This window comes from Microbacterium azadirachtae (genome assembly GCF_000956505.1).
Classification (GTDB): Bacteria; Actinomycetota; Actinomycetes; order Actinomycetales; family Microbacteriaceae; genus Microbacterium; species Microbacterium azadirachtae_A.
Window position 1 is genome coordinate 237148 of record NZ_JYIX01000035.1, and the last position, 21811, is coordinate 258958.

Sequence of the window (21811 nt, forward strand, 5' to 3'; positions counted from 1 at the left end):
CCCCGGTATGAAGATCCTCATCGTCGAAGACGACGAACGCGTGGCCGATGCCCTTGCCGGCTTCCTCGGCCGCGCCGGCTACGCGGTCGAGCGTGCCGGCGACGGGCGCGGCGCCCTCGACATGCTCGGCTCTGACACCGAGGCGGTGATCCTCGACCTCGGCCTCCCCGACATCGACGGCATCGAGCTGTGCCGGCGCATCCGCGCGGTCAGCGGGGTTCCGATCCTCATCGCCACGGCGCGCAGTCAGGTGCACGAGCGGATCCGGGGGCTGCGGGCAGGGGCCGACGACTTCCTCGTCAAGCCCTACGACGTGCAGGAGCTGCTGGCCCGCATCGAGGCGGTCACCCGCCGCAGCCATGCGATCGGCACCGAGGTGGGCCCCGTGGGCATCGACATCGACGGCGTGCGGATCGATCTGGTCGCGCGCCGGGTGCTCGTGGACGGCGAGCCCGTCGAGCTGACCCGCAAGGAGTTCGACATCGTCGCGGTGCTCGCCCGCTATCCCGGCGTGCCCGTCCCCAGGGAGCGGCTCATCCGCGAGGTGTGGAACACCGACTGGCAGAGCTTCGCCCGCTCGCTCGAGGTGCACGTCGCCTCGATCCGTCGCAAGCTCGGGCGGCCAGCGCTCATCGAGACGGTGCGCGGCGTGGGCTACCGGCTGACAGGGCTGTGACCCATGCGGAAGCGCCTGTTCATCGTGTTCCTGGTGCCGCTCACGGCGGTGCTCCTTCTGCTCGGCGGCGCCTATGGCTGGACGGCCTCGCGCGGCGTCCAGCAGAGCTTCTACACGCAGCAGGTCGGCGACATCGGCACCTTCGTGACGAGCGCGCGGCAGGCGCTGCTGTCCGGCAGCGCGGAGGTGCTGGACGGCGAACTGCGCCGCTACCACGAGCTGTATGGCACCCGGGTGACGGTGGTGGACCGATCCGGACGGCCGTGGTCTCCGCAGCAGGGCGACGCGCCCGTACTGGACGATGCGACCGCGAACAAGGTGCAGCTCGCCCTCTCCGGGCGGCGCAGCGATCTGCCGGAGCCGGTCCTGCTGCCGTGGCAGTTCGCCGAGCAGTCCCTTGTGGAGCCGATCTTCGACCAGGGCGACGTCATCGGGGCCGTCGTCATGTCGGCGAGCGTGGAGGCGCCGCGGGCCGAGATCGTGCGGCAGTGGATCCTGCTCGGCATCGTCAGCGTGATCGCGATCGGGATCGGCCTGCTCGTGGTGCTGGGTCTCGCGCGGTGGGTGCTCAGGCCCGTGCATCGTGTGGACGAGGCCATGGAGGCGATCGAGCGCGGCGACATGGAGGCGCGGATCGCCGATGACACCGGACCTCCTGAGCTGCACCGCATGATCCTGCTCTTCAACCGGATGGCGGAGGAGATCGAGCGCGTCGTGTCGCGTCAGCAGGAGTTCGCGCTCAATGCCTCGCACGAGCTGCGCAATCCGCTCAGCGCCTTGCTGCTGCGGGTGGAATCGCTCGCCACAGGCCTCGACAGAGGCTGGGACGGCGAGGTCGAGGCCACGCGCGAGGAGGGCAGGCGGATGACCAGGATCCTGGACACCCTGCTGTCCTTCGCGCGCGGGGCGGATCCTGCTCCGCTCCGGGATCCGATCGATCTCGCCGCGCTCGCCGAGCGCCGGGTGGCGGCCTGGCGGGACGCCGCGGCCGCGAAGGGCGTCGCCCTCAGGCTGCACGTCGAAGGCCCTGTGCGCTCCCGCACGGACGAGACCATCGCGGAGAGCGCGCTGGACGCCGTGATGGACAACGCCGTGAAGTTCTCGCCCGCGGGCACCGTGATCGACGTCACGGCGTCGCGGGCCGAGTCCGGCTGCGAGCTGTCGGTGCGGGATCACGGGCCGGGACTCCCGGAGGAGGAGCTCGCGCACGCGACCGACCGCCACTGGCGCAGCGACCGGACCCGCGCGATCCCCGGCACCGGCCTGGGGCTCGCGATCGCGACGGATCTGCTGGCTTCGGTCGACGCCGGAGTGCGGGTCGAGGCGGCGGACGGCGGCGGCCTCCGCGTGGTGCTGATGCTCCCCGCCGCGGAGGCGCGATGACGAGGCGATCCCCGCGGGCGATGCTGCGGATGCTGTTCGCGCTCCTGCTGTGCGTGCTCAGCGCGTCGGCGCTCGCCTCGTGCGCGCCGGAGGACCGGAGCTGGGCGGACAAGCCGCAGGCGATCGCGGGCGGGGGAGCGACCGGTGTCTACTACTCCTACGGCCAGCAGTTCGCCGAGGTGCTCACCACACGGCTGGGAGCCGGGTTCACCGTGCAGCAGACCAACGGATCCGTCGACAACCTGGAGCGGGTCGGATCGGGACGGGCGGTGCTCGGCTTCGCCCAGGGTGATGCGGTCGCCGATGCCGTGGCCGGAACCGGCGCCTTCCCCGAGGCGGTCCCGATCGTCGCGGTCGCGCGCCTGTACGACGAGTACGTGCACATCGTGGTCCGGGAGGGGTCGGACGTGCACGATCTCGGGGACCTCGCCGGCCGCGCGGTGTCCCTCGGCGCACGCGGGTCCGGCGTGGAGCTCGTCGCGGGACGCGTGCTCGCAGCCGCCCACGTCGACGCCACCACGATCCGCAACCCCGCGCTGGGACTGGAGGGCTCCATCGCCGCCTTGCGCAAGGGCGAGATCGAGGCCTTCTTCTGGGTCGGGGGACTGCCGACACCGGGCATCGCGACGCTTTCGGCTGACACCCCGATCCGACTGCTGTCGATCCCTCCGCCCGTCGTCGACGCGGTCAACGCGGCGCACGCGGGAGCCTACCGGCAGGCGGACTTCCCGATCGGCGGCTACGGCATCGACACCTCGACGGTGACGATGACCGTGCCGAACTACCTGGTCGCCCGCGCCGATGCGCCGGAAGGGCTCATCCATGATGCGACCGCCGTGCTGTTCGACGAACGCGTGACGATCGCCCGGCGCGCGCCGGCGGCCGCGCTGCTCGATCGGCGTCAGGCGATCTTCACGGACCCGATCGCGCTGCACGCCGGTGCCGTGCGCTATTACCGCGAGACCCACGACTGACGCTCTCGCGGACCCGGCGGCTGCCGAGCGCGGGGAGGTATCTGCACCCGCCTCAAGAAAGGCTCAAGGAACCCCACGGGCCGTCGTGCGGTCAATAGCCTCGTCACGTCGGAGCCCTGCGGTTCCGGCACCAGCCCGAACATCCGGCCATTCGATTCGATGGAGAGTCAGCCATGACCGACGTCACCCCCGCCGCCGATCGTCCCGATCGTGCCTCCGCGCGTCCCGCCGCTGCGCTGGGCGCCCCTCTCGTCGTCGTGCAGAACGTGCAGAAGCACTACGGCGACTTCCAGGCGCTGACCGACGTCGACCTCACCGTGCACAAGGGCGAGGTGGTCGTGATCATCGGCCCGTCCGGGTCCGGCAAGTCCACGCTCTGCCGCACGATCAACCGGCTGGAGACGATCACCAGCGGCTCGATCACGATCGACGGCAAGGAACTGCCTGCGGAGGGCAAGGGACTGGCCCAGCTGCGCGCCGACGTCGGCATGGTGTTCCAGTCGTTCAACCTGTTCGCCCACCTGACGATCCTGGAGAACGTCACGCTCGGGCCGATCAAGGTGCGCGGGCTCAAGAAGGCGGACGCCGAGAAGGAGGCGATGCAGCTGCTCGAGCGGGTCGGCGTCGCGGCCCAGGCCTCGAAGCTCCCCGCGCAGCTCAGCGGTGGCCAGCAGCAGCGCGTCGCGATCGCGCGAGCACTCGCGATGCACCCCAAGGTCATGCTCTTCGACGAGCCCACGAGCGCCCTGGACCCGGAGATGATCACCGAGGTCCTCGACGTCATGATCGAGCTGGCCGCGAGCGGGATGACGATGATCGTCGTCACGCACGAGATGGGCTTCGCCCGCAAGGCGGCGAACCGCGTCGTGTTCATGGCGGACGGCCGGATCCTCGAGGAGGCCGAGCCGGACCAGTTCTTCACGAACCCGCAGTCCGACCGGGCGAAGGACTTCCTGTCCAAGCTCCTCACCCACTGACCTGATCCCCGCACCACAGCACCTGCACCGAAGGAGAAGCACATGCGAAAGTCACGGATCCTCACCGGCATCGGCATCGCGGCCGTCGCCCTGATCGCCCTCACGGGCTGCAACAGCGGCAGCCCCGCCAGCCCTGGCGCGACGGGGGGCGCGAGCCCGACCAGCGACAAGCCGCTGTTCGAGGTCGCCAAGGACGTCAAGCTCGACGGCAGCCCCACGTTCGACCGGATCACCAAGAACGGCAAGATCACGATCGGCGTCAAGGAGGACCAGCCCAACCTCGGCTACAAGGACGCCACCAGCGGCAAGCGCACCGGGTTCGACATCGACATCGCCCGCTGGATCGCGGCCTCGCTCGGCTACAGCGAGGACAAGATCGAGTTCAAGGCGATCCCGTCGGCCAACCGCGAGCAGGCGATCGTGAACGGCGACGTGGACTACTACGTCGGCACCTATTCGATCACCGACAAGCGCAAGGCCGTCATCGACTTCGCCGGCCCGTACTTCGTCACCGGCCAGGGTCTGCTGGTCCGCAAGAGCGATGACACGATCAAGAGCGAGAAGGACCTGGCCGGCAAGACCGTCTGCTCCGCGACCGGATCCACGCCTCTGCAGAACATCCAGCAGAACTTCCCCGACACCAAGACCGTCGGACTCGACGTGTACTCGGCCTGTGTGGAGCAGCTCATCAACAAGCAGGTCGACGCGGTCACCACCGACCAGGCGATCCTGATCGGCTACGCCGCGCAGGACCCGGAGGAGCTCAAGGTCGTGGGCGAGCCGTTCACGACCGAGAAGTACGGCGTGGGCCTGGCCAAGGGCGACACCGCGTTCCAGACCTTCGTGAACACGATGTTCACGGATGGCGGGGACACCTGGAAGGCGATCTTCGAGCAGAACCTGGGCGCGAGTGGCATGAAGGTCACTCAGCCCGCTGTCGAGAAGTGACCCCGAGACGGCCGGCGGGCTCGGTCCCACCGGCCGTCTCCTCCCTTTCTGACCTCTGAAGTCCTCGAACTCGAAGGAGAGATGCGTGGACGCACTCCTGGGCAACCTCGATCTGTGGGGCCAGGCGACCCTGAACACGGTCCTGCTGTTCCTCGGCGGCGGTGTGCTGGCACTCGTGCTGGGCACCATCGTCGGCGCCATGCGGGTCTCGCCGGTGCCGATCGCGCGCGGCGTGGGCACGGTATACGTGAACCTGATCCGCAACACCCCGCTCACGCTGGTGTTCTTCTTCTTCGTGTTCGGATATCCGAAGCTCGACCTGCCGGACATCCCCTACATTTGGCTCGCGATCCTCGCGCTCGGGATCTACACCGCCACCTACGTCGCCGAGGTGCTGCGCGCCGGCATCAACACGGTGCCGGTGGGACAGGCCGAGGCCGCCCGCGCCATCGGGCTGTCCTTCGGGCAGGTCATGTCGCTGGTCATCATGCCGCAGGCGTTCCGCTCGGTCGTGCCGCCCATGATGAGCGTGTTCATCGCCCTGCTGAAGAACACCACGATCGCCGCCGGCTTCTCGATCGTCGAGCTCGCCGCGCTCCGTGCCGAAGTCGCCGACTCCTACAACCGACCCGGCACGGTCATGGAGATCCTGCTCTGGGTCGCCGTCATCTTCATCGTCCTGGTGTTCCTGCTGAGCCTCGTGCAACGGCACTTCGAGAAGAAGTGGAGGATCGTCCGATGAGCGGCGCATCCGTTCTCTACGACGTCCCCGGCCCCAGGGCCGTGGTCCGCAATCGCATCCTCGGCGCCATCACCGTGCTCGTCGTCCTCGCGGCGATCGGCTTCGTCGTCTACCGCTTCGCCGTGACCGGGCAGTTCGACGCCGCGCGCTGGAACCTGTTCACCTACACGCTCGTGTGGCAGGGCATGGCTCAGGCGCTGTGGGCCACGGTCAGCGCGTTCCTCGCCGCCGCGGTCGGCAGCCTCATCCTCGGCTTCGTGCTCGCGATCGGCCGCGTCTCGGAGCACGCCTGGGTGCGGATCCCCGTCACGGTCGTGATCGAGCTGCTCCGTGCCGTGCCGGTGCTGGTCATGATGATGATCTTCTACTACGGCATCAACTCCATCCCGGGCAGCACCTTCCGGATGACGCCGTACGCGGCGGTCGTGATCGGACTCGTGCTCTACAACGGATCCGTGCTCGCGGAGGCGCTGCGCGCCGGCATCGAGGCGCTGCCGAAGGGACAGAAAGAGGCCGGCTACGCGATCGGGCTCCGCAAGTCCGGCGTGATGGCGTTCATCCTGCTGCCGCAGGCGCTGCGCGCCATGCTGCCGATCATCGTGTCCCAGCTCGTGGTGACCCTGAAGGACACCGCGCTCGGCTTCATCATCACCTACCCCGAGCTCATCTACTACGCCAAGTACCTCAGCGGGCAGCCGGGCCGGCCGCTCCTGCAGGCGGGCCTGATCGTCGCGGTCATCTACATCTCGATGTGCCTGATCCTCTCCGGGGTCGCGAAGTGGCTCGAGGTGCGCACCCGGCGCTCGCCCAAGGTGCACCACAACGCCGGCAACTCGGCTGCGGACGACGAGTCGACTCTGACCGAGGTCATCGCCCTGCAGGGCCGCGCCGGCCGGCTCGACTCGGGCGGCGGGCAGTCCTGACTCCGGCGCGCTCAGCGAGGGGCTGAGCGCGCCGGTACCTCGAGCGGTCGGACGAGGCGCCCTGTAGCCTCGCGATCATGGTGCACGCCGAACCCGTCTCCGCGTACCCGCCCGCTTCGAGTCGGACGCTGGAGCAGTGGCTCGACCCCGGGCTCGGGGCGCCGCATGGGCCGGAACTCCGCACGCGGCTGCGAGAGATCGCGGACGCGCGGGCGGCCCTCGCCGCGATGTGGGCGGCGTTCCTGAGCCTCGGCATCTCGGCCGTCCTGTTCGGGGGAGTGCTGTTCGCGGTGACTGGCCGCGCGGCGTCGACGGTGCCGTGGATGGCCGTCGGGGCGGTGTTCGCAGTGGTCAGCGCGCTGTTCCTGAACCGGGTGCGCCGCTGGGTGCCGCGACCGGGGACGTCCCTGTCCGTCCGGGGCCCGGGGAATCTGCGGAGTGGTCTGTGGGCGGCGGGAGGGATCCTGTTCCTGCTCAACGTCCTCATGGTGATCGGATCGCTGACGACCGGCCGCGTGCTGGTCATGGTCCTCGTCGATCTCGGCATGGTGCTCCTCCTCGTCTCTGCCCTCGTCGTCCCGTCCGCAATCCTCGGCCGGAGCCGGCCTATCCTGCGGCGGCAGGCGCACGAGGACCCCCGCCTCGCGGCGACCCTGGAGCGGGAGCGGCTGTCGTGGACGCCGGACGGACGGACCCCGATGTTCGGACCGCTCTGAGCGATCGGCTGAGAGCGGGACGGCCTCCAGCGCGCCGGTAGACTCGGTTCTCGTGTCCGACAACGCACAGACCACATCTGAGATCACGCCCGAGGCGGTGGAGACGGCCGTCGAGGCCGCGCTCGCCGCGATCGGATCCGCGGCCGACACGGCCCAGCTCAAGGCCGCGCGTGCGGCGCACGTCGCGGAGGGTTCGCCGCTCGCGACCCTCAACGCGTCCATGCGCCAGGTCGCGCCCGAGCACAAGGCCGCTTTCGGCAAGCTCATCGGCCAGGGCCGCGGGCGCGTCACGCAGGCGCTCGCCGCGAAGGAGGCGGAGCTGGCCGAGGCCGAGACCGCCGCGCGGCTCGAGGCCGAGCGCGTCGACATCACCGCGGTCGCCTCGCGCACCCGCGTGGGCGCCCGGCACCCGCTCACCCTGCTGCAGGAGCAGATCAGCGACGTGTTCGTCGGGATGGGCTGGGAGATCGCCGAAGGACCGGAGCTCGAGCACGAGTGGTTCAACTTCGACGCCCTGAACTTCGACGTCGACCACCCCGCGCGCCAGGAGCAGGACACGTTCTACGTGGATCCTCCCTCCCGTCACCTTGTGATGCGCACGCACACCAGCCCGGTGCAGGTGCGCTCGATGCTCGACCGCGAGGTGCCGATCTACGTGCTCTGCCCGGGGCGGGTCTACCGCACCGACGAGTTCGACGCCACGCACCTGCCGGTGTTCACCCAGTTCGAGGGCCTCGTCGTCGACAAGGGCATCTCGATGGCGCACCTGAAGGGCACGCTCGACCACGTCGCGCGCCAGCTCTTCGGCCCGGAGGCGAAGACCCGCTTCCGCACCAACTTCTTCCCCTTCACGGAGCCCTCCGCCGAGCTCGACCTGTGGCACCCGACCTTCAAGGGCGGCGCGCGCTGGATCGAGTGGGGCGGCTGCGGCATGGTCAACCCGAACGTGCTGCGCGCGGCGGGGATCGACCCCGACGTGTACAGCGGCTTCGCGTTCGGCATGGGCGTGGAACGTGCGCTCATGTTCCGCAGCGACGTGCAGGACATGCGCGACATGGCCGAGGGCGATGTCCGTTTCAGCGAGCAGTTCGGGATGGTGGTGTGATGCGCGTCCCGCTTTCGTGGTTGCGTGAGTACGTGGATGTGGCCGAGACGGCCACGCCGGACGACGTCTTCGCGGCGCTCGTCTCCGTGGGCTTCGAGGAGGAGGAGCTGCACGGCTTCGACATCTCCGGCCCGGTCGTCGTCGGACAGGTCCTCTCCTTCGAGGACGAGCCCCAGTCCAACGGCAAGACCATCCGCTGGTGCCAGGTCGACGCGGGCGAGGCGAACGGCGGCGTCCGTAGCATCGTCTGCGGCGCGAGCAACTTCGCCGTCGGGGACAAGGTCGTCGTGACCCTGCCCGGTGCCGTGCTGCCCGGCCCGTTCCCGATCGCCGCGCGCAAGACCTACGGACACGTCTCGGACGGCATGATCGCCTCGGCCCGCGAGCTCGGGCTCGGCGACGAGCACAACGGGATCCTGATCCTCTCCGAGCTCGGCATCGACGCCCCCGTCGGTACCGACGCGATCGCGCTGCTCGGCCTGGACGACGTCGCGGTCGACGTGAACGTCACACCCGACCGCGGCTACGCCTTCTCGCTGCGCGGCATCGCCCGCGAGTACGCGCACGCGACGGGGGCGGCCTTCCGCGACCCCGCCGACCGTGACTTCGCCGAACTGCAGCCCGGCAGCGGCCGCACTGCCGTGGTCGAGGACGGGGCTCCCATCCGCGGCGCGGCCGGCGCGAGCGAGTTCGTCACCCGCGTGGTGCGCGACGTGGATCCGGCCCGCCCCACCCCGCCGTGGATGGTCGCGCGCCTCACGCTCGCGGGCATGCGTTCGCTCGGGGTGCTGATCGACATCACGAACTATGTGATGCTCGAGCTCGGCAACCCGGTGCACGGCTACGACCTGGACAAGCTCGACGGCAACATCGTGGTCCGCCGTGCTGCGCAGGGCGAGAAGATGGTCACGCTCGACGGCCAGGAGCGGACCCTCCACACCGAGGACCTCCTCATCACCGACGGATCGGGTCCGATCGGCCTCGCCGGCGTCATGGGCGGCGGCGCGACCGAGATGAGCGAGACCACGCGCAACGTGCTGATCGAGGCGGCGACGTTCGACCCGATCACGATCGCGCGCTCCGCCCGCCGGCACAAGCTGCCCAGCGAGGCGTCCAAGCGCTTCGAGCGCGGAGTGGATCCGCTCATCCCGTTCGCGGCCGCGCGTCGCGTCGCCGACCTGATGGTCGAGCTCGCCGGCGGAACGCTGACCGAGGAGGGCGGCGCGCTCTTCGCCGAGGTCTTCATCGAGGGCATCGACCTTCCGCCCGGCTTCGTGCAGGGCCTGATCGGCGTCGACTACACCGACGACGAGGTGACCGGCGCGCTCGAGACGATCGGCGCCGAGGTGAAGCCCGTCGACCCTTCGACGGGCTCAGGGACCGGCTGGACCGTGATCCCGCCGAGCTGGCGTCCCGACCTCACCGACAAGTGGTCGCTGGCCGAGGAGGTCGCGCGCATCCACGGACTGGACCGGATCCCGTCCGTGCTGCCGACGCCGCCGTCCGGCCGCGGACTCACGGACCTGCAGCAGGGCCGGCGCCGCGTCGCGAACGCTCTGGCCGCCGCGGGGCTCGTGGAGACCCCGGCGTTCCCGTTCACCACGCAGGAGCAGAACGACCTGCACGGCTCCGCCACGGGGGAGCGCATCCCCGGTGTGCGCCTGACGAACCCGCTCGACGGGCAGGCGCCGTTCCTGCGCCGGTCGCTGCTCCCCGGCCTGCTGCAGATCGCGCACCGCAACATCGCGCGCGGGCTCGTGGATCTCGCGATCTTCGAGACCGGCGTCGTGTTCCTGCCCGAGCCGGGCGTCGTCTACGGCACCGACGAGGTGCCGCCGCTGGGCATCAAGCCCTCGGAAGAGACGCTCGCGGCCCTCGACGCCTCGATCCCGCCGCAGGCGCGCCTCGTCGCGGCGCTGTTCACCGGGCACGTGACCCCGCGTCAGCCGGGACGCGCGGCCGAGGAGTACGGTCTCAGCGAGGCGCTCGACGCCGTGCGCGTGATCGCGGATGCCGCCGGCGTCGAGATCGACATCGTGCAGGGGAGCCGCGCTGCTCTGCACCCTGGACGCACCGGCGTGCTGCAGGTGCGCGACGCTTCGACAGGCTCCGCGACCGAGGTCGGCTACGTGGGCGAGCTGCACCCGCAGGTCTCGGCCGATGCCGACCTGCCGGGACGCGCGGTGGTGCTCGAGCTCGACCTGGACGGCGTTCTGGCGCTGGCGGGGGAGCGCGTGGTCGCGGCCTCGCTGTCGACCTACCCCGCCGCGACGCAGGACGTATCGCTCGTCGTCGCCGCGGGGATCCCCGCCGCCGACGTGAGCGCGGCCCTGTCCGAGGGCGCGGGCGCGCTCCTCGAGTCGGTCCGGCTCGTCGACGACTACCGTGGCGAGGGCGTTGCGGACGGTTCCAAGAGCCTGAGCTTCGCGCTCCGCTTCCGGGCCGACGACCGCACCCTGACCGCCGCCGAGGCGACCGAGGCGAAGCTCGCCGGCGTCGCCGTCGCGGCCGAGCGATTCGGCGCCCAGATTCGCGACTGAGACGCGACACGCACGCACGACAGGGGAACGCCTGCACGACCGGATCCGCGGATCCATCGTGCAGGCGTTCCTTCGTCGTGCATCCGTCGCGCGATAGGCAGGGCGGGCCGGAACCGTTCCTGGCTAGACTGGCCGGCAGTGACACGGGGTGCCGCATCCGCGGCTGAGAACACACCCGTCGAACCTGATCTAGGTCGTACTAGCGAAGGGATGTCGCGATGAGCGCGCGTCTGGAAATGTCGTCCGAATCCGTGGTGGAAGCCGCCGCGGACCTTCTCACCGAGCTGCGGGCGGAGCCCCCGCTCGTGCACTGCATCACGAACTCGGTGGTCACCGGGTTCACCGCCAACGTGCTGCTGGCGCTGGGCGCTGCTCCCGCGATGGTGGACATCACCGGCGAGGCCGGCATGTTCGCCGCGATCTCGTCCGGACTGCTGGTGAACCTCGGAACACCGACGCCCGAGCAGCGCTCCGCGAGCCTCGAGGCCGTCGGCGGCGCCCGCACGGCCGGCACCCCGTGGGTGCTGGATCCGGTCGCGGTCGGCGCACTGCCGGTGCGCACCGCACTCGCGCAGGACCTGCTCGCGCTGCGCCCCACGCTCATCCGCGGCAACGCCTCCGAGATCCTCGCGCTCGCCGGCCGCAGCCAGGGCGGGCGCGGTGTCGATGCGCTGGACGGGACCGAGGCCGCGGCCGACGCGGCCCGCGAGCTGGCCCGGATCACCGGGGGAGCGGTGGCGGTGTCCGGCCCGGTCGATCTCCTCGTCGACGCGGATCACGAGGTCCATATCGCGAACGGCGACGTCCTGCTCACCCGCGTCACCGGCGGCGGCTGCGCGCTGGGCGCCGTGATGGCCGCGTTCCTCGGCGCGGCAAGACGGACGGGCGACAGCCCGCTGGTCGCTGCGGCCTCGGCCACGCTGGTCTACACGGTCGCCGCCGAGGACGCCGCGGCGCGGTCCGAGGGGCCGGGATCCTTCGCGGTCGCCCTGCTCGACGCCCTCGCCGCGATCCGGCCGGATGCCCTCCCTGCGCGCGCCCGCGTCGAGGCGCGGAACTCCGAGACGGCGGGGGTCACGGCATGACGCCGACCGGCCTCGCGACCGCGCCCCGGTCCGCGAGCACCTTCCTGGCAGCGCCGCGCCGGAGGCTGACGGCCGACGATCTCGCCCTCTACCTCGTCACGGACCCCGTGCTGAGCGGGGCGCGCGGCGTGGCGGCCGTGGTCGACGCGGCGGTCGCGGGCGGCGTGCGATTCGTGCAGCTGCGGGACAAGGACGCCGACGACGCGTCGATCGTGGAGCAGCTGGTGGAGCTCTCCGAGGTCATCGCGGGGCGGGCGCTGCTCGTCGTCGACGACCGCCTCGACGCGGTCGTGGAGGCGCGGCGTCGCGGTGCCCGCGTGGACGGGATACACCTCGGCCAGTCCGACGCCTCGCCGCTCCTGGCGCGCTCGGTGCTCGGCCCCGACGCGATCGTGGGCCTCACCGCCCACACTCCCGCGCACCTCGACGCCGTGCGGGCGCTGCCCTCAGGCACCGTGGATTACCTCGGCGTGGGCGTGATCCACCCCACCAGCACGAAGGCCGACCACCCCGCGCCCCTCGGTGTGGCGGGTTTCGCCGCGTTCGCCGCCGCGAGCCCGTTGCCGTGCGTTGCGATCGGCGGCATCGAGCGGATCGATGTGGCGGCCCTCCGTGCTGCGGGAGCGGCCGGGGTCGCGGTGGTCTCCGCGCTGTGCGCGGCACCGGATCCGCGCGTCGCCGCGCGCAAGCTGCTCCGCGCCTGGGGCGCGGGCGGGGTGCCCCGCGTGCTGTCGATCGCCGGCAGCGACCCGTCCGGCGGGGCCGGGATCCAGGCCGACCTCAAAGCCATCGCCGCGAACGGCGGCTACGGCATGGCCGCGATCACCGCGCTGACCGCGCAGAACACCCGCGGCGTCAGGGGCGTGCACGTCCCGCCCGCCGAGTTCCTGCGCGCCCAGCTCGACGCGATCAGCGACGACGTGCGGATCGACGCCGTGAAGATCGGGATGCTCGCCGGGTCCGCGGTCATCGCCGAGGTCGGTTCCTGGCTGCGGGAGCACCGGCCGCCCACCGTCGTCCTGGATCCGGTCATGATCGCCACCAGCGGCGACCGGCTGCTGGACTCCGAGGCGGAGCAGGCCCTCCGCGCCCTGCTGCCGCTCGCCGATCTCCTCACGCCGAACCTGCCGGAGCTGGCCGTGCTCGCCCGCGAGCCTGCGGCCACGAGCTGGACCGGCGCCCTCGCCCAGGCGCAGCGGCTCTCGGCCGAGACCGGGGCCCTGGTGCTCGTGAAGGGAGGGCATCTCGGCGGCGATGAGGCGCCCGACGCGCTCGTCGGTCCCTCCGGGCCGGTGCGCGAGTATCCCGGATCCCGGATCCGCACGGCCAGCACGCACGGCACCGGCTGCTCGCTCTCCGCCGGGCTCGCGACACGCCGGGCCGCCGATCACGACTGGCGCGACGCGGTGGCCGAGGTGCGCTCGTGGCTGCGCGAGTCGATCGTCGCCGGCGCGGGGCTCCAGGTCGGATCCGGCCACGGTCCGGTCAGCCACTTCGCCGGGCTGTGGCGCCGCGGAGGCCTCGACGCCGCTCCGGGTCGCGAGGCGATCGCCGCAGAGTGGTGGTCCTCGATCGCCCCGATCCGCCGTGCGATCGACGACCTGCCGTTCCTGCAGCGACTCGCCGACGGGAGCCTGCCGGAGGCCTCGTTCCGCTGGTACCTCGCGCAGGACGCGCTCTACCTGCGCGACTATGCGCGCACCCTCGCGGAGGCGTCGCGCATCGCACCGGATTCGGCGGAGCAGGCCTTCTGGGCGCACTCCGCCGAGCAGTCCGTGATCGGCGAGCTGCAGCTGCACGCGAGCATGCTGTCGCCGGAGGGAGTCGGCGACGAGACGTTCCGCGCAGATCCCGCGCCCGCGACGGTCGCCTACCTGGACCACCTGCGCGGCGCGGCGTTCGACGGCGACTACCGGGTGCTCATCGCCGCGCTGCTGCCGTGCTTCTGGATCTACGCCGATGTCGGCACGCGGCTGCACGCGCAGGCGGGAGGCGACCCCGCGCACCCGTTCGCGTCCTGGCTGGACGAGTACGCGGATCCGCGCTTCGCCGAGGCGACCGAGGAGGCGATCCGGATCGTCACCGCGCGCGCGGCCGCGGCGGACGTGCAGACCCGCGAGCGGATGCGGATCGCGTTCGTGCGCTCGAGCGAGCACGAGCGCGCGTTCTTCGCCGCCGCCGGTCTCTGAGCGCCCTTCGTCTCGCCTGCGGCTCGCTCAGGGACCATCATCGGTTCCTGAGCGCCCTTCGTCTCGCCTTCGGCTCGCTCAGGGACCGCTACGCGAGACGAAGGACGATTTGGTCGAGGGTGCCACCGCGCGATATCGTCGCCGCATGCTTCCGGCTCCGCACACGACCACCCCGAGGGGTGCTGCCGTGGTGCGTCGACGCCGTACGGGCGACCGCCGACTCTAGGCGACCCTGCGCTCCCGCGTCGACGACGGTGGGGTGCCGGTGTCGCCGCCTCCGGCCCCGCATCCGCACTGCTGCCGCACGCCGCCTTCTTGGGCGTCGTCGGCAGGCCCGACCGTTAAGGTGGAAGCATGACGTATTCCGTCGCCGTCTCCGGCGCATCCGGTTATGCGGGCGGCGAGATCCTTCGCCTGCTCGCGAGCCATCCCGACGTCGAGATCCGCACCGTCACGGCGCACTCGAACGCCGGTCAGAAGCTCTCCGAGCATCAGCCGCACCTGCGCTCCCTGGCGCACCTGACTCTGCAGGACACGACGCCCGAGATCCTCGCCGGGCACGACATCGTGTTCCTCGCGCTGCCGCACGGCCAGTCGGGTCAGTACACCGACGCGCTCGGCGACGTCCCCCTCGTGATCGACGCGGGTGCCGACCACCGGCTCACCTCGCCGTCCGCGTGGGACTCGTTCTACGGCGGCGCGTTCCACGAGCCGTGGGCGTACGGCGTCCCCGAGCTCCTGGTCGGGGGAGCAAAGCAGCGCGAGCACCTCCGCGGCGCCACCCGGATCGCGGCCCCCGGCTGCAACGCCTCCACCGTCAGCCTGAGCCTCGTCCCCGGCGTCGCGGCAGGCGTGATCGACCCCTCCGACATCGTGACGGTTCTCGCCGTCGGCCCCTCCGGCGCCGGCAAGAGCCTCAAGCCGCACCTGCTGGGCAGCGAGATCCTCGGATCCGCGAACCCGTACGCGGTCGGCGGCACGCATCGGCACATCCCCGAGATCCGGCAGGCGCTCGCAGCCGCGTCGGGCCCTTCGACAGGCTCAGGGACCGTGGATCCGGACGGGATCCGGATCTCGTTCACCCCCGTCATCGTGCCGATGGCGCGGGGGATCCTCGCGACCTCGACCGCCCCCATCGCCCCCGGCGCCACCGACGCGCAGATCCGCGACGCGTGGCAGGCCGCCTACGGCGACGAGACCTTCGTGCAGCTGCTGCCGGAGGGATCCGTCCCGCGCACGGCCGACGTGCTGGGCGCCAACACGGCGCTCATCGGCCTCGCGATCGACCGCGCCGCGAACCGCGTCGTCGTCGTCACCGCCGTCGACAACCTCGTCAAGGGCACAGCGGGCGCCGCCATCCAGTCCATGAACCTCGCGCTCGGCCTCACCGAGACCACGGCGCTCAGCATCAACGGAGTCGCCCCATGAGCGTGACAGCACCCCAGGGATTCGAGGCGGCCGGTGTCGCCGCGGGTCTCAAGTCCACCGGAAAGCCCGATGTGGCGCTGGTGGTGAACCGCGGCCCGCGCAAGGTCGGCGCCGCGGTGTTCACCAGCAACCGCGCCAAGGCCAACCCGATCATCTGGTCGCAGGAAGTGGTGAAGGACGGCGTCGTAGAGGCGGTCGTGCTGAACTCCGGCGGAGCCAACTGCTTCACGGGTCCCTTCGGGTTCCAGACCAGCCACCTCACGGCGGAGCGCGCCGCCGAGCTGCTGGGCGTGAGCGCCGGGGATGTGGTGGTCTGCTCCACCGGTCTCATCGGCACCGGCGACGAGGTCTTCCGCGGCAGGGTGCTCGCGGGCGTCGAGGCGGGCGTCGCGCAGCTGAGCAGCGACGGCGGCCAGGCCGCGGCCGAGGCGATCATGACCACCGACACGGTCGCGAAGACGGTCGTCGTGAGCCGCGACGGCTGGACCATCGGCGGCATGGCGAAGGGCGCGGGCATGCTCGCCCCCGGTCTCGCCACGATGCTCGTGGTGCTCACCACCGACGCCGATCTCGAGGCGTCGGAGGCCCACGCCGTTCTGCGGCGCGCGACCGGTGCGACCTTCGACCGGCTCGACTCCGACGGCTGCATGTCGACCAACGACCAGGTGACGCTGCTCGCCAACGGCGCGAGCGGGATCCGCCCCGACCTCGACGCATTCGCGGCGGCGCTCACCGAGATCTCGGACGAGCTGGCCCGCAAGCTGCAGGACGACGCCGAGGGCGCGAGTCACGCGATCTCGATCGAGGTCGTGCACGCGGCGGACGAGCGGGACGCCGTCGAGGTGGGTCGCTCGGTTGCGCGCAACAACCTCTTCAAGGCGGCGATCTTCGGCAACGACCCGAACTGGGGGCGCGTGCTCGCCGCGATCGGCACCACCAGGGCGGCATTCGACCCCTATGACGTCGACGTGTGGATGAACGGCGTGCGCGTCTGCACCGCCGGCCGTCCCGATCGCCCGCGCGAGGAGGTCGACCTGACCCCGCGCGCGACGCACGTGCTGATCGATCTCAAGGTCGGTGAGGCCGCGGCGACGATCCGCACGAACGACCTCACCCACGATTACGTGCACGAGAACAGCGCCTACGCCTCATGAGCGATCTCCAGGACACCGCGCCAGAGGAAGCAGCGCTCAAGGCGCAGACCCTCATCGACTCGCTGCCGTGGCTGAAGCGGTTCCGCGACCAGATCGTCGTCGTCAAGTACGGCGGCAACGCCATGATCTCGGACGAGCTGCAGGAGGCCTTCGCGCAGGACATCGCGTACCTGCGCTACGTCGGCGTGATGCCCGTCGTCGTGCACGGCGGCGGCCCGCAGATCTCGCACATGCTCGACCGCCTGGCGATCCCGAGCGAGTTCAAGGGCGGCTACCGCGTCACGTCGACCGAGGCGATCAGCGTCGTGCGGATGGTGCTCACGGGGCACATCAATCCGCAGCTCGTCGCGAAGATCAACAGCCACGGCCCGATCGCGACCGGTCTCAGCGGTGAGGACGCCGGGCTCTTCGGCGGACGCCGCCGAGGTGTGGTCGTGAACGGCGAGGAGGTGGATCTGGGCCGCGTCGGCGATGTCGTGCAGGTGGATCCGACTCCCGTGCTCGACCATCTGGCCGCCGGCCGGATCCCCGTCGTCTCCAGCATCGCGCCCGACCTGGACCACCCAGGCCAGTCGCTCAACGTGAACGCGGACGCAGCCGCCTCGGCGCTGGCCACCGCGCTCGGAGCGGTCAAACTCGTGATCCTCACGGACGTCGCCGGCCTGTATGCGGACTGGCCGAACCGCGACTCCCTGGTCTCGCACCTCACCACGGGAGAACTGAAGAAGCTCCTCCCGTCGCTCGAATCGGGGATGATCCCGAAGATGACCGCGTGCCTGGAGGCCGTGGAATCCGGCGTGCACGCGGCGGCCATCATCGACGGACGGGTGCCGCATTCGGTGCTCGTCGAACTGTTCACCAGCAAGGGAATCGGAACGGAGGTGGTGGCGGGATGACGTCGCCGGCCGAGGGAACATGGCAGCAGAGCGCGGATCGCGACCTGATCTTGAATGCGGGGCCGCGGTTCGAACTGCTCGTCCGCGGTGAGGGATCGCACCTCTGGGATGGCGAGGGACGACGCTACCTCGACTTCCTCGCGGGGATCGCGGTCACCGCGCTCGGGCACGCCCACCCCGTCTTCGTCGAGGCCGTGTCCCGCCAGGCGGGCACGCTCGCGCACGTGTCGAACTACTTCGCCACGCCTCCGCAGCTCGAGCTCGCGGCGCGGCTGAAGCGCCTCGCCGGCACCGGGGACGAGGGCCGCGTGTTCTTCGGCAACTCCGGAACCGAGGCGAACGAGGCCGCGTTCAAGCTCGCCCGCCTGCACGGCGGCACTGAGCGCCCGCGGATCCTGTCGCTCGACAATGCCTTCCACGGCCGCACGATCGGTGCGCTCGCGCTCACGGCGAAGGCGTCGATGCGCGATCCGTTCCAGCCGCTGCCCGGGGGCGTCGAGCACATCCCCGCCACGATCGAGGCGCTCGAGGCGGCGATGGACGACCGCGTCGCCGCGCTGTTCGTCGAGCCGATCCAGGGCGAGGCCGGCGTGCTCGAGCTGCCGGAGGGCTACCTCCGCGCTGCGCGCGAGCTCACCGCGAAGCACGGTGCGCTGCTGATCGTGGACGAGATCCAGACCGGTGCAGGCCGCACGGGCGACTGGTTCGCCTTCCAGCACGAGGGCATCGTGCCCGATGCGATCACCCTGGCGAAGGGCATCGGCGGCGGCTTCCCGATCGGAGCGCTCGTCGCGTTCGGCGAGGCGGCCGCACTCCTGCAGCCCGGCTCGCACGGCTCCACCTTCGGCGGCAACCCGCTCGCCACCGCCGTGAGCAACGCGGTGCTGGAGGAGATAGAGAACTCGGGCCTCGTGCAGAACGCACGGGATCGCGGCGCACAGGTGCGCGAAGCGGTCGAGGGGATCGGATCCGCGCTCGTCACGGGCGTGCGCGGTCGCGGTCTGCTCATCGGCGTGGCGCTGGCCGCCCCCGTCGCCGGCGATGTCGTCGCCGCGGCGCAGCGCCTCGGGCTCGTCGTCAACGCCGCCAACCCGTCCTCGGTGCGGATCGCTCCCGCGCTCACGATCGGCGACGCCGAGATCGCCGAGTTCACCGAACTGTTCACGGCCGCCCTCGCCGAGGTCGCGGCCACCGCACTCACGGAGACATCAGCATGACCCGCCACCTGCTGCGCGACGACGACCTGACCACGGCCGAGCAGACCGAGATCCTCGATCTCGCGCTCGAGCTGAAGAAGGACCGCTGGGCGGACAAGACGCTCGCCGGTCCGCAAACCGTCGCGGTGATCTTCGACAAGTCCTCGACCCGCACCCGCGTCTCGTTCGCGGTCGGCATCGCGGATCTCGGCGGATCCCCGCTGATCATCTCGACGGCGAACAGCCAGCTCGGCGGCAAGGAGACACCGGCCGACACCGCCAGGGTGCTCGAGCGCCAGGTGGCCGCGATCGTGTGGCGCACCTACGCGCAGGCGGGCCTCGAGGAGATGGCCGCCGGCACCAGGGTGCCGGTGATCAACGCCCTGTCCGACGACTTCCACCCCTGCCAGCTGCTCGCCGACCTGCTCACGATTCGCGAGCACAAGGGCGATCTGAAGGGCCTCACGCTCTCGTTCTTCGGTGACGGGCGCAGCAACATGGCGCACTCCTACGTGCTGGCGGGCGTCACAGCGGGGATGCACGTGCGGGTCGCCTCTCCCGAGGCCTACGCACCTCGTGCCGATGTCGTGGCCGACGCCCACCGGCGTGCCGCGGAGACCGGCGGATCCCTGACCCTGGTCGCGGATCCGGACGAGGCCGCGGCGGGCGCCGACGTGATCGTCACCGACACCTGGGTGTCGATGGGCAAGGAGGAGGAGAAGGCGCAGCGCCTTCGCGACCTCGGCGCCTACAAGGTGACGAGCGCGACCATGGCGCTCGCCGATCCTGAGGCGATCTTCATCCACTGCCTGCCCGCCGACCGCGGCTACGAGGTCGACTCCGAGGTCATCGACGGCCCGCAGAGCGTCGTCTGGGACGAGGCGGAGAACCGCCTGCACGCCCAGAAGGCTCTGCTCGTCTGGCTCATCGGGAAGCAGGACCAGCCGTGAACGCCGCGCACGGCACGAACCAGGGCGCCCTCTGGGGCGGCCGGTTCGCCGGGGGCCCCAGCCCCGAGCTCGCCGAGCTGAGCCGGTCGACGCAGTTCGACTGGATCCTCGCGCCCTACGACATCGCGGGTTCGCATGCGCACGCCGCCGCGCTCGAGGCTGCGGGCTACCTGGAGGCGGATGAGGCCGCGCGGATGCACGCGGGTCTGGACGCGCTCGCCGCGAGGATCGCCGATGGCACGCTCCTCCCGCAGCCGGCCGACGAGGACGTGCACGGGGCGCTCGAGGCGGCGCTCATCGCCGAGGTCGGCGCGGATCTGGGCGGGCGCCTGCGCGCCGGGCGCAGCCGCAACGACCAGATCGCGACGCTCGTGCGCATGTACCTGATCGACCACGCGCGGGTCATCGCACGCGAGGTGCTCGGCCTCATCGACGCCCTCGTCGCCCAGGCGCAGGCGCACGACAGCGCGATCCTGCCTGGGCGCACGCATCTCCAGCACGCGCAGCCCGTGTTGCTCGCGCACCACCTGCAGGCGCACGCCTGGCCGCTGGTGCGCGATCTCGAGCGGCTCGTCGACTGGCGCGCGCGTGCCGGCGTCTCACCGTACGGCGGGGGAGCGCTGGCCGGATCCACCCTGGGGCTCGACCCTGCGCTGGTCGCCCGTGAACTCGGTCTGGACCGCCCCGCGGAGAACTCACTGGACGGCACCGCCTCGCGCGACGTGGTCGCGGAGTTCGCGTTCATCACGGCGATGATCGGCATCAACCTGTCCCGCATCTCCGAGGAGATCATCCTCTGGAACACCCGCGAGTTCGGCTTCGTCACCCTCGACGACGGCTACTCGACCGGATCCAGCATCATGCCGCAGAAGAAGAACCCGGACATCGCCGAGCTCGCGCGCGGCAAATCAGGGCGGCTCATCGGCAACCTGTCCGGCCTCATGGCGACCCTCAAGGGCCTGCCCCTCGCGTACAACCGCGATCTGCAGGAGGACAAGGAACCCGTGTTCGACTCGGTCCGCACCCTCGAGGTCGTGCTGCCGGCGTTCACCGGGATGGTCGCGACGCTGCGGTTCGACACGGCACGCATGGCGGAGCTCGCTCCCCAGGGCTTCTCGCTCGCGACCGATGTCGCCGAGTGGTTGGTGAAGAACCGCGTGCCGTTCCGGGATGCCCACGAGATCTCCGGCTCCCTTGTGCGTGCGTGCGAGCAGCGGGGCATCGGCCTCGAGGATGCGGACGACGCGCTCCTCGCCGAGGTCTCGCCGCACCTGACCCCGGCCGTGCGCGAGGTGCTCACGATCGAAGGATCCGTTGCGAGCCGTGACGGCGTCGGGGGGACCGCGCCGGTGCGCGTCGCCGAGCAGCGCACCGAGCTCGTCGCCCGTGCGCAGTCGGCGGCTCACGCCCTCGGGATGTGACCGAAGTCCCCGGCATCGAAAGACCTTTCGTCCGCTGAAACCCCCCTCCAGGCCACCGGCTGGAGGGGGTTTCGCCGTTCATCAGGTGTTTCGTCCGCGCGAGAGAGGGCAGTCGGGGCGCACGACACGCCCGGGCTACGGCCACGATTTGCCGGAACCCCGGGATCCGCGTAACTTATTACTTGTTCGCCCCAAGCGGTAGAGCGAAAGGCCGGAAGGTCTGACTCCCCAAGCGGCGAACGAATCCCGATCTCGACGAAGAACTTCCCTCGCGGAAGATTTTCGACTATGATTGGGAACTCCCACCTCAGGTTCGCCGCAAGGCGCAGCGAGGGGGAGTGAGATCAAGCCCTACTTGTGATGCCGCCAGGCTGAACTGTGGGAGCATCCGATCCTTGAGAACTCAACAGCGTGCACTTGTCAAATGCCAATTTATTCCTCGTCCAGCTTTCGGGCTGGTTGAGAAATTCCTTTGGATCAAAGACCAACTCCTTTTGGGGGTTGGCAT

Annotated in this window: 18 protein-coding genes and 1 riboswitch; all 18 genes read left to right on the forward strand. The window is 70.8% G+C overall.

Going from position 1 to position 21811, the window contains the following annotated elements:
- Positions 1-7: 7 nt before the first annotated feature.
- The 18 genes from RS86_RS11235 (at position 8) to argH (ending at position 21303) form a co-directional block, all read left to right on the forward strand.
- On the forward strand, positions 8-676 hold the full coding sequence (locus RS86_RS11235) for a response regulator transcription factor (RefSeq protein ID WP_045272309.1): 669 nt from the start codon (positions 8-10) through the stop codon (positions 674-676).
- 3 nt (positions 677-679) lie between these two features.
- Entirely contained in the window at positions 680-2059 is a 1380-nt protein-coding gene (locus RS86_RS11240) for a sensor histidine kinase (RefSeq protein WP_045272310.1), read from the forward strand.
- Positions 2056-3033: a TAXI family TRAP transporter solute-binding subunit gene (locus RS86_RS11245; protein ID WP_045272311.1), complete on the forward strand. Its 978-nt coding sequence runs from the start codon at positions 2056-2058 to the stop codon at positions 3031-3033. The genes RS86_RS11240 and RS86_RS11245 overlap by 4 nt, the downstream gene beginning before the upstream one ends.
- A 173-nt stretch (positions 3034-3206) precedes the next feature.
- Entirely contained in the window at positions 3207-4010 is an 804-nt protein-coding gene (locus tag RS86_RS11250; RefSeq protein WP_045272312.1) for an amino acid ABC transporter ATP-binding protein, read from the forward strand.
- A gap of 42 nt (positions 4011-4052) precedes the next feature.
- Positions 4053-4958, forward strand: coding sequence for a glutamate ABC transporter substrate-binding protein (locus RS86_RS11255; protein WP_045272313.1), 906 nt, complete (start codon positions 4053-4055; stop codon positions 4956-4958).
- Positions 4959-5043: 85 nt separating this feature from the next.
- A complete protein-coding gene (locus RS86_RS11260; RefSeq protein WP_045272314.1) occupies positions 5044-5700 on the forward strand; it encodes an amino acid ABC transporter permease in 657 nt (218 codons plus the stop codon).
- Positions 5697-6623 carry an amino acid ABC transporter permease gene (locus RS86_RS11265; RefSeq protein WP_045272315.1) on the forward strand — a complete coding sequence of 309 codons (927 nt, stop codon included), beginning with the start codon at positions 5697-5699 and terminating at the stop codon, positions 6621-6623. The genes RS86_RS11260 and RS86_RS11265 overlap by 4 nt, the downstream gene beginning before the upstream one ends.
- Before the next feature lie 77 nt (positions 6624-6700).
- On the forward strand, positions 6701-7339 hold the full coding sequence (locus RS86_RS11270; RefSeq protein ID WP_045272316.1) for a hypothetical protein: 639 nt from the start codon (positions 6701-6703) through the stop codon (positions 7337-7339).
- A gap of 52 nt (positions 7340-7391) precedes the next feature.
- On the forward strand, positions 7392-8444 hold the full coding sequence (pheS, locus tag RS86_RS11275) for a phenylalanine--tRNA ligase subunit alpha (protein ID WP_045272317.1): 1053 nt from the start codon (positions 7392-7394) through the stop codon (positions 8442-8444).
- Positions 8444-10984, forward strand: coding sequence for a phenylalanine--tRNA ligase subunit beta (gene pheT / locus RS86_RS11280; protein ID WP_045272318.1), 2541 nt, complete (start codon positions 8444-8446; stop codon positions 10982-10984). Before pheS ends, pheT begins: the two co-directional genes overlap by 1 nt.
- 134 nt (positions 10985-11118) lie before the next feature.
- Positions 11119-11212, forward strand: a riboswitch (TPP riboswitch).
- A complete protein-coding gene (gene thiM, locus RS86_RS11285) occupies positions 11203-12069 on the forward strand; it encodes a hydroxyethylthiazole kinase (RefSeq protein ID WP_045272319.1) in 867 nt (288 codons plus the stop codon). (Overlaps the previous riboswitch by 10 nt.)
- Complete coding sequence (locus RS86_RS11290; protein ID WP_082076732.1) at positions 12066-14258, forward strand: bifunctional hydroxymethylpyrimidine kinase/phosphomethylpyrimidine kinase; 2193 nt, start codon at positions 12066-12068, stop codon at positions 14256-14258. The genes thiM and RS86_RS11290 overlap by 4 nt, the downstream gene beginning before the upstream one ends.
- Positions 14259-14612: 354 nt before the next feature.
- On the forward strand, positions 14613-15686 hold the full coding sequence (gene argC / locus RS86_RS11295; RefSeq protein WP_045272320.1) for an N-acetyl-gamma-glutamyl-phosphate reductase: 1074 nt from the start codon (positions 14613-14615) through the stop codon (positions 15684-15686).
- Positions 15683-16840 (forward strand): bifunctional glutamate N-acetyltransferase/amino-acid acetyltransferase ArgJ, encoded by a 1158-nt coding sequence (argJ, locus tag RS86_RS11300; protein WP_045272321.1) that lies wholly within the window; start codon positions 15683-15685, stop codon positions 16838-16840. Before argC ends, argJ begins: the two co-directional genes overlap by 4 nt.
- Positions 16837-17736 carry an acetylglutamate kinase gene (argB, locus tag RS86_RS11305; protein ID WP_045272322.1) on the forward strand — a complete coding sequence of 300 codons (900 nt, stop codon included), beginning with the start codon at positions 16837-16839 and terminating at the stop codon, positions 17734-17736. The genes argJ and argB overlap by 4 nt, the downstream gene beginning before the upstream one ends.
- The gene (locus RS86_RS11310) at positions 17733-18953 is read left to right on the forward strand and encodes an acetylornithine transaminase (RefSeq protein WP_045272323.1); all 1221 of its coding nucleotides are present in this window, start codon (positions 17733-17735) and stop codon (positions 18951-18953) included. The genes argB and RS86_RS11310 overlap by 4 nt, the downstream gene beginning before the upstream one ends.
- Positions 18950-19882, forward strand: a complete 933-nt coding sequence (gene argF, locus RS86_RS11315; protein WP_045272324.1) for an ornithine carbamoyltransferase — start codon at positions 18950-18952, stop codon at positions 19880-19882. Before RS86_RS11310 ends, argF begins: the two co-directional genes overlap by 4 nt.
- A complete protein-coding gene (argH, locus tag RS86_RS11320; protein WP_152642140.1) occupies positions 19879-21303 on the forward strand; it encodes an argininosuccinate lyase in 1425 nt (474 codons plus the stop codon). Before argF ends, argH begins: the two co-directional genes overlap by 4 nt.
- Positions 21304-21811: the final 508 nt, after the last annotated feature.

Bases quoted from the DNA above. Each gene is read 5' to 3' on its own strand.
- RS86_RS11235 (WP_045272309.1), top strand. From the start codon at position 8: ATGAAGATCCTCATCGTCGAAGACGACGAACGCGTGGCCGATGCCCTT.
- RS86_RS11240 (WP_045272310.1), top strand. From the start codon at position 680: ATGCGGAAGCGCCTGTTCATCGTGTTCCTGGTGCCGCTCACGGCGGTG.
- RS86_RS11245 (WP_045272311.1), top strand. From the start codon at position 2,056: ATGACGAGGCGATCCCCGCGGGCGATGCTGCGGATGCTGTTCGCGCTC.
- RS86_RS11250 (WP_045272312.1), top strand. From the start codon at position 3,207: ATGACCGACGTCACCCCCGCCGCCGATCGTCCCGATCGTGCCTCCGCG.
- RS86_RS11255 (WP_045272313.1), top strand. From the start codon at position 4,053: ATGCGAAAGTCACGGATCCTCACCGGCATCGGCATCGCGGCCGTCGCC.
- RS86_RS11265 (WP_045272315.1), top strand. From the start codon at position 5,697: ATGAGCGGCGCATCCGTTCTCTACGACGTCCCCGGCCCCAGGGCCGTG.
- RS86_RS11270 (WP_045272316.1), top strand. From the start codon at position 6,701: ATGGTGCACGCCGAACCCGTCTCCGCGTACCCGCCCGCTTCGAGTCGG.
- pheT (WP_045272318.1), top strand. From the start codon at position 8,444: ATGCGCGTCCCGCTTTCGTGGTTGCGTGAGTACGTGGATGTGGCCGAG.
- thiM (WP_045272319.1), top strand. From the start codon at position 11,203: ATGAGCGCGCGTCTGGAAATGTCGTCCGAATCCGTGGTGGAAGCCGCC.
- RS86_RS11290 (WP_082076732.1), top strand. From the start codon at position 12,066: ATGACGCCGACCGGCCTCGCGACCGCGCCCCGGTCCGCGAGCACCTTC.
- argC (WP_045272320.1), top strand. From the start codon at position 14,613: ATGACGTATTCCGTCGCCGTCTCCGGCGCATCCGGTTATGCGGGCGGC.
- argJ (WP_045272321.1), top strand. From the start codon at position 15,683: ATGAGCGTGACAGCACCCCAGGGATTCGAGGCGGCCGGTGTCGCCGCG.
- argB (WP_045272322.1), top strand. From the start codon at position 16,837: ATGAGCGATCTCCAGGACACCGCGCCAGAGGAAGCAGCGCTCAAGGCG.
- RS86_RS11310 (WP_045272323.1), top strand. From the start codon at position 17,733: ATGACGTCGCCGGCCGAGGGAACATGGCAGCAGAGCGCGGATCGCGAC.
- argF (WP_045272324.1), top strand. From the start codon at position 18,950: ATGACCCGCCACCTGCTGCGCGACGACGACCTGACCACGGCCGAGCAG.